This window comes from bacterium (assembly GCA_023145965.1).
Classification (GTDB): Bacteria; UBP14; UBA6098; order UBA6098; family UBA6098; genus UBA6098.
This window is the reverse complement of the sequence record JAGLDC010000115.1, coordinates 1-7,080: the sequence shown is the minus strand read 5'-3', so window position 1 is coordinate 7,080 and position 7,080 is coordinate 1. Positions and strand designations below refer to the sequence as shown.

The 7,080-nt window shown below is 42.2% G+C and carries 7 protein-coding genes; all 7 read left to right on the top strand.

Going from position 1 to position 7,080, the window contains the following annotated elements:
- Positions 1-1,072 (top strand): MiaB/RimO family radical SAM methylthiotransferase (locus KAH81_09970; GenBank protein ID MCK5833978.1); only part of this gene is annotated, 1,072 nt, incomplete at its 5' end.
- Positions 1,069-2,043, top strand: a complete 975-nt coding sequence (locus tag KAH81_09965; GenBank protein MCK5833977.1) for a tetratricopeptide repeat protein — start codon at positions 1,069-1,071, stop codon at positions 2,041-2,043. The genes KAH81_09970 and KAH81_09965, both read left to right, overlap by 4 nt.
- The gene (gene bamD, locus KAH81_09960; GenBank protein ID MCK5833976.1) at positions 2,043-2,807 is read left to right on the top strand and encodes an outer membrane protein assembly factor BamD; all 765 of its coding nucleotides are present in this window, start codon (positions 2,043-2,045) and stop codon (positions 2,805-2,807) included. The genes KAH81_09965 and bamD overlap by 1 nt, the downstream gene beginning before the upstream one ends.
- Before the next feature lies 1 nt (position 2,808).
- Positions 2,809-3,396 (top strand): nicotinate (nicotinamide) nucleotide adenylyltransferase, encoded by a 588-nt coding sequence (gene nadD, locus KAH81_09955; GenBank protein MCK5833975.1) that lies wholly within the window; start codon positions 2,809-2,811, stop codon positions 3,394-3,396.
- Between the two features lie 30 nt (positions 3,397-3,426).
- Complete coding sequence (ade, locus tag KAH81_09950) at positions 3,427-5,139, top strand: adenine deaminase (GenBank protein MCK5833974.1); 1,713 nt, start codon at positions 3,427-3,429, stop codon at positions 5,137-5,139.
- A 157-nt stretch (positions 5,140-5,296) separates the two neighbouring features.
- Positions 5,297-6,286: a 2-hydroxyacyl-CoA dehydratase gene (locus KAH81_09945; protein ID MCK5833973.1), complete on the top strand. Its 990-nt coding sequence runs from the start codon at positions 5,297-5,299 to the stop codon at positions 6,284-6,286.
- Positions 6,283-7,047, top strand: coding sequence for a 2-hydroxyglutaryl-CoA dehydratase (locus KAH81_09940; protein MCK5833972.1), 765 nt, complete (start codon positions 6,283-6,285; stop codon positions 7,045-7,047). The genes KAH81_09945 and KAH81_09940 overlap by 4 nt, the downstream gene beginning before the upstream one ends.
- Positions 7,048-7,080 lie beyond the last annotated feature (33 nt).

The window sequence follows — 7,080 nt, the reverse complement described above, 5'->3', positions numbered from 1 at the left end:
CGAAAGGTATAGCGAAGTTCTAAAAAACGAAATGCCTCAAGTCGATATTGTATTTGGCAATCGCGACCAAAGTAAGATAATTCACGCTTTGGAACGCGCTAGAAATTCGAGTTCGAAACCATTTGTATCGACACCGAGAGATTATCTTACAAATTGGTATGAAAATAATATTGACAATGGGAGTTTGCCTTCGGCCTATTTGAAAGTCTCGGAGGGTTGTAATAACCGATGCAGCTATTGCGCTATTCCCTCGATTCGTGGTAACCTGCGAAGTGCTCCAATTGACTCCTTGGTTTCACAAGCTGAATTTCTAATAAATTCCGGAGTTAAAGAGATTACTTTAATAGGTCAAGATACAACAGCCTATGGGATGGATAAAGATGAAAACAAATTCCCTGACCTTCTTCGTGCGATTTCGTCAATAGAGGCTGATTTTTGGATTCGAGTTCTTTATTCTCATCCAAGGCACATGATCGATGCTAATATAGAGGCTTTGGCTACTACACCCAAGGTTTTGCCATACCTCGATATGCCAATACAACATATCTCGGGCCATATTCTCGAGCGTATGGGAAGGTATGTTGACGGTGACGATATTCGCGCTATAGTCGCTAAGCTAAAAGACTCAATTCCTGGTATTGCTCTTAGGACTAGTGTTATGGTTGGTTTTCCCGGTGAAACCGAGTCCGATTTCAATGAGCTTTGTGAGTTCTTAGATGAAGGGCATTTTATTCATGGGGGCGTTTTTGCTTATTCTCCTGAAGATGGCACGCCTGCTGTTAATTTTAATGATATGATCGAGCAAGAGGTAGCTGTTGAACGTAAACTATTTGTGGATATGATTTTTGATAGGCTTAGACAAGAATCTAACATCGAACTCGAGGGTAAAACCTTGAAGGTTCTTGTTGAAAGAGAAGGTTCTCGCAAAGAGATGTTTTGGGGAAGAACAAGATTTGATGCACCCGAAATAGATAGAATAGTGCGTTTTCGAGGGAAAGCCGAGATCGGCACCTTCACAGATGTTCATATTATTAAGGGAACAGGCTTTAATCTTCTTGGAGTGCAGAAATGAGATTTCGGGGCAAAATAGCCTTTATTCTGATGCCACTGGCTGTTGTTGCGGCAATCGAATACAACCATCTATATAGCGAGGCGTATGGCCTTCTCGAGGCTGGAAAGACTTCCGAAGCTAGAAACAAGTTCCAGATTGTTCTGGAAGCACCGGAAGAATCTGGTCTTCTGGATAACGCAGAATACTGGATTGCCAATAGCTATCTCGACGATAAGAATTTTTATGAAGCTGTTCGCCATTACAAGCGCGCTCAATTGCTTCCGGACGGAAACAAGCATGCTGCTGCGCAATTCGAGCTTGCCAAAGCTCTATCCATGGCGGGTGATACAATTAAGGCCGTTATAGAATATTATAAGGTTCTTTCGATTTATCCAAATGATGACCTTACCGCGCGCGCCCTTGCAAGAATCGATGCATTGGGTGATCCGACTCGTAGGAGTAATGAGGCGAGTAATTTAGCTACGCAGGTTAATACTCAAAAAGCACAGGCTTCTTCTGAACAGAAGACGGAGGCCGATACTGAACCTCGAGTAACAACACAAGAAACGCAGGAATCCACGGAAAAGAAAGAGACTCCACCTGAACAAAAAGTGGTTGATGAAACGCAAACTCCACAACCCGAGGCCGAAAAGGGGACTTCTGCGCAAACATCTACAGCCATCGAGCCTTCAGGGACTGAACAATCAGATAAAGGAACTGCTCCATCGCCCTCGGAAGCAGTTCAAAATAGGCCGGAGACATCTAAGAATGATACCACGGGAACCCCTGAAGCTCGCAATATAAATTCATATGCTGCATTGGATACGTCGAATGAGTATGCTGAACAAAGTCCAGATACTTCTGAATTTAATTCAAATAATAAACAATGGGACGCGCCATCGCCAGTTAAGCGTGAAGATGGTATTTTAACCCTTCCTCTTCATGCGGATCCTCGAATACTAATTTTACCCAAAGATAGGCAAGGATTTTAATGCTCAGGATAGTAATTTCGTTTTTAACCATGTTTTTCATTTTAATCTCTAGCGGCTGTTCTAAGAAATCAGCTCTTATCGAAGGCGATAATATTTCCAAGGCTGATTTGCTTTTTGAAAGAGGTAAGGCCTATTTTAATGAGGAAAAATGGAGCAAATCTGTATCGTCGTTTACTGAATATGCTTATTCATACCCATATCACGAAGCTATTGCGGAGGGGACTTTTCTCCTTGCCGAAAGCTATTACAACGATGGCCAATTCGACCTCGCATCGATGGAGTATCGCCGTGTATCCCAAAGGTTTGAGGAAAGCGAATATGCTGAACGAGCCGAGATTATGATCGGCGAGGCCTTTTTGGCCAGTTCGCCTCGAACAGATCTCAATCAAGATAAAACTAGAGCCGCCCTAGAATATTTCAAAGATTTTATAATTTTTCATCCGAGCTCGGAGTATCTCGAACAAGCTCAAGATGGGATTCAGCGGTGCAGGGAGAAGTTAGCTAAAAAAGAATATGATATTGCTATAACATATTTTAAGCTCAAGAAATGGGAGACTGTTATTTTATATGCAGATCTCATCGAGGAAGAATATAATGGAACTAGCTTGATCCCCAAAACCCTATTATTAAAGGCCAAAGTATACCTAGAGTTGCCGGGGGAGGAGGCCAAAGGTATATCCATCTTAACCGATTTAGCTACTTACGACGGTGATACGGAGATAGCCCAAAAGGCATCGAAATTGTTAAGGAAAACCGATAATTGATATGCTAACACACCGTGGAATATTTGGTGGCACCTTCGATCCACCTCATTTGGGACATTTATCATTGGCACAGAATATAGCTGAATATATCCCGCTGGATATTGTTAATTGGGTTCCAGCCAGAATTCCACCGCACAAAGATGTCTATGATATTTTGCCAAGTAAACATCGTGTTGAAATGGTTAAATTGGCAATACAAGATAAGTCGCTTTTTGAGATTTGTCTTTATGAACTAGAATCCACCCAACAGCCTTGGACCGTTTTTTTGCTTGAACGATTTAGACGCGAATTTCCAAACGATGTATTACACCTTCTGATTGGGGGAGACTCACTTGTAGAACTTCATACTTGGAAGGAATACGATAGGTTATGGCAATTAGCTGAGATAGATGTGGCAGTGAGGCCGGGTTGGGATATTGGGGAAGTAAACGAGGGTATTTTAAGGCATGTAAAATTAATTCCTTGTCCTATCGTCGATATCGAAGCCACAGAGATACGTAGGATGGTTTCAAGAGGAGAATCCATAGATGGACTTGTTACGGATTTAGTTAAGGATTATATTTATAACAATGAACTGTATAAAAATTAGTTTTTTTGTAATTCAGGAGAAATTATGAGTATGGATACACTTATCGATTTGATCAAGGTTGCAAAGGGAGACAAGCCGGCTGATGTCGTTCTCAAGGGCGCAAAAATAGTAAACACTCTTTCGGGAGAGATAATCTCAGGAGATGTTGCTATATTGGGAGACAAAATCGCTGGTATTGGACAATATGAAGGGCAAAAGGTTGTGCAACTCGATGGTGGTTATTTAGTCCCCGGACTTATCGATGGTCATTGCCATATCGAGTCAAGCATGGTTTCGCCACCTAGTTACGCTGCTGGTGTGCTTCCATTTGGGACTACTGCGGTGTTCGCCGATCCCCACGAAATAGCTAATGTTATGGGAGTCGATGGGATAAAGCTTATGTTGAAGTTGGCCGATGGTCTCCCATTGACGATATTTTTTATGGTGCCATCGTGCGTTCCAGCGACCGATATGGAAACTTCAGGTGCGAATATCGGTGCCGATGAAATAGCTGAGCTTTTCAGCGAGAAAAATGTAATTGGGCTTGCTGAGATGATGAATTATCCGGGTGTATTATTTTGCCTACCGGGAGTTCTGGATAAAATAATGGTATCCAAAGGTCGTGTCATAGATGGCCATGCGCCCGGACTGTCGGGCAAGGAGCTCAATGCTTATGTTGCAGCAGGTATAGGTTCGGAGCATGAGGCTACGACTGTAGGAGAGGCTCGGGAAAAACTCCGCGCTGGTATGTATTTAATGATCCGTGAAGGAACCGGCGCGCGGAATCTCGATGCGCTTTTACCTGCAATTACTCCAGCAAATTCAAGACGGATTCTTTTTGCCTCCGACGATCTACATCCGCCAGAACTCCTCGGCAGGGGTCATATTGATTATATGATACGACGCGCTATAGATTTCGGTGTCGATCCAATAGAGGCTATTCGCATGGGAACGCTGAATGCAGCGGAATATTTCCGCCAAGAGAAACTTGGAGCTATTGCACCCGGTAGGATCGCTAATTTAATATGGATCGAGGGGTTAAGCGAATTCTATCCGCGTAAGGTTTGGGCGAAAGGCGCATTGGTGGCCGAAGATGGTATTCTTCTGGAAAATAAATGGGCGAAAACCTCCATTTCCGCCGAAAATACCATGAATACCGCGCCATTCGATGAAGAAGATTTTGTTATTCCTGCTGTAGAGGGTGCTAAAGCACATATTATTGGGCTAATATCGGGGCAAATAGTAACAGAACATCTTGTCGAGAAGGTTAAAGTGCAAAAAGACCTTGCGATTGCGGATACGGAGCGGGATATACTCAAAATGGCGGTTATCGAAAGACATAAAGCCACGGGGAATATCGGGCTGGGTTTTGTAAAGGGATTTGGCATCAAGTATGGAGCTATAGCAAGCTCGGTGGGGCATGATTCTCATAACTTAATCGTTTTGGGTGCTAACGACGCCGATATGAATACAGCTGCGAAAGCAGTTGTGAAAATGGGGGGTGGGTTTGTGGCAGTGCGTGATGGCGAAGTGCTCGGAAAACTTCGGCTTCCTTTGGCGGGGCTTATGTCCTTTAGCACCGTGATTTCGGTCGATAAAAAGATGGAGAAGATTAAAAATATAACAAACAAAATGGGAAGCACTATCGATGATCCATTCATGATGTTGGGATTCCTCGCATTGCCTGTAATACCGAAACTTAAACTTACAGATGATGGATTGGTCGATGTTGAAAAATTTACTATAATTGATTTATTTGAATAATTAAGTTATATAGGCAAATCACTATATATATGTTTAAGTGGTTATATAATAGAATTTGAATAGGTTAATAATCTTACTTTGGAAGTATTTCGAATATCCAATAATTATCTTTCGGTTTTATGAGTTTTCAAATGAGACATCTTAAAAGTTTACTATATTGAAAAAACGAATTGGAATAACGACAACAATACCTCAGGAAGTTATCTGGGCGTCTGGGAATATCCCAGTAGATCTTAATAACCTTTTTCTCGCAGATGACAAACGCGAACAATTCCTCTCGCTAGCCTATAGAGAAGGTTATCCGCGTACCATATGTGCATGGATAGCTGGCATTTATGGTGCGGTGGCGATGTCGGAAGATATTGATACTATCGTTTTTTTATCACAAGGTGATTGTTCCAATACACATGCCCTTGCAGAGACACTCGAAGATATCGGTATTAAGGTAATCCCGTTCGCTTTTCCTTACGATGGTAATAAACGTATCCTCGATGCCGAGATTACTAATTTAGGTTGCTATTTCGGGGTCGAACGCGAACAAATTATCGAGAATTTCCGGATTCTTGAAAAACCACGAAGATTGGCCCAAGATATAGATCGACTCGCATGGGAGGAGAATAAAATCACCTCGTTTGAGAATCACCTTTTCCATGTAACAACCTCAGATTTCAATAGTGATATAGAAAAATATTGTGCAACTGCGGAAAAACTTATCGAAGATGCCAAAAAGAGAACTTCATTCGATGACCGAGTGCGATTAGGTTATATTGGAGTGCCTCCAATATTTCCGGAGATTTTCGATTTTTTCGATAGCCTAAAGGCACGTGTGGTATTTGTTGAAGTTCAAAGACAGTTTTCTTTGCCTTTCGAGGGTGCGGATCTGCTCGAAGCATATTGTCGATATACTTACCCCACAAGCGTTTTCAGGCGAATTAAGGATATTAAAGAGGCTGTTCAGACCCGCAGTATCGATGGAATAATACATTATACGCAAAGTTTCTGTTTTCGGCAGATAGAGGACCTTCTTTTCAGGAAACACATCGATGTTCCATTTTTAACAATTGAAGGGGAAAGCCAGTTTGACCTCGACGAGCGAACACGAGTTCGTGCCGAAGCTTTCATCAAATTACTCGAGGACAAAAAATGAGGCAATTACTCGGTATAGATTTAGGTTCGCGTTCGGTTAAAATGGGGATTGTAACCGAAGAACAAATGCAATTTTATATTTATAATACCTCGCTTTTTTTCTCGGAAATGGGAAATTCTTCGACCGAAGGTTTTATTCTCGATAAGACCAAACTTGGTATTGAGGAGGACATTTCTGTTTTTGCAACTGGTTATGGGCGTCACGCACTGAACATAGCGGATGCTACTGTGATCCCGGAGATACAAGCGCATGCGCGTGGTGCGATAGAGCAGACCGGTCTATCGGATTTTGCGCTTATAGATCTTGGAGGGCAAGATAGTAAGATCATTTGGATCGAAGACTCGCAGGTAACAGATTTTTACATGAACGACCGCTGTGCAGCTAGTGCAGGGCGTTATGTCGAAAATATGGCAGCAGTTATCGGAATGGACTTGGATGAGATTTCACAATATTATGAAAATCCGGAGAAGCTGAGCTCTACATGCGCGGTTTTTGGGGAAAGCGAGATAGTGGCAAAACTGGCCAGTGGAGTCGATAAGAAGAGGCTAGCCGCTGGAATCAATTTGCAGATTGTAAAAAAATTCGCCAGCAAACTCGAATCGCGTTTTCTAGATAGAATAGTGCTTGTTGGAGGAGTTGCCAAAAATTCGGCTATTTCTAGACTTCTCTCGTCTCAGTTTTGTTTACCGGTTATCATTCCAAAATTCCCACAATTCAATGCTGTTATAGGTCTTCTGAGCCGAGAATATAATAATAGCTAGCTAAAAGTTTGATGTATTCGATCAAAACTTATT

Coding starts and splice junctions, on each gene's coding strand:
- KAH81_09965 (MCK5833977.1), top strand. CDS start 1,069: ATGAGATTTCGGGGCAAAATAGCCTTTATTCTGATGCCACTGGCTGTT.
- nadD (MCK5833975.1), top strand. CDS start 2,809: ATGCTAACACACCGTGGAATATTTGGTGGCACCTTCGATCCACCTCAT.
- KAH81_09940 (MCK5833972.1), top strand. CDS start 6,283: ATGAGGCAATTACTCGGTATAGATTTAGGTTCGCGTTCGGTTAAAATG.
- bamD (MCK5833976.1), top strand. CDS start 2,043: ATGCTCAGGATAGTAATTTCGTTTTTAACCATGTTTTTCATTTTAATC.
- ade (MCK5833974.1), top strand. CDS start 3,427: ATGGATACACTTATCGATTTGATCAAGGTTGCAAAGGGAGACAAGCCG.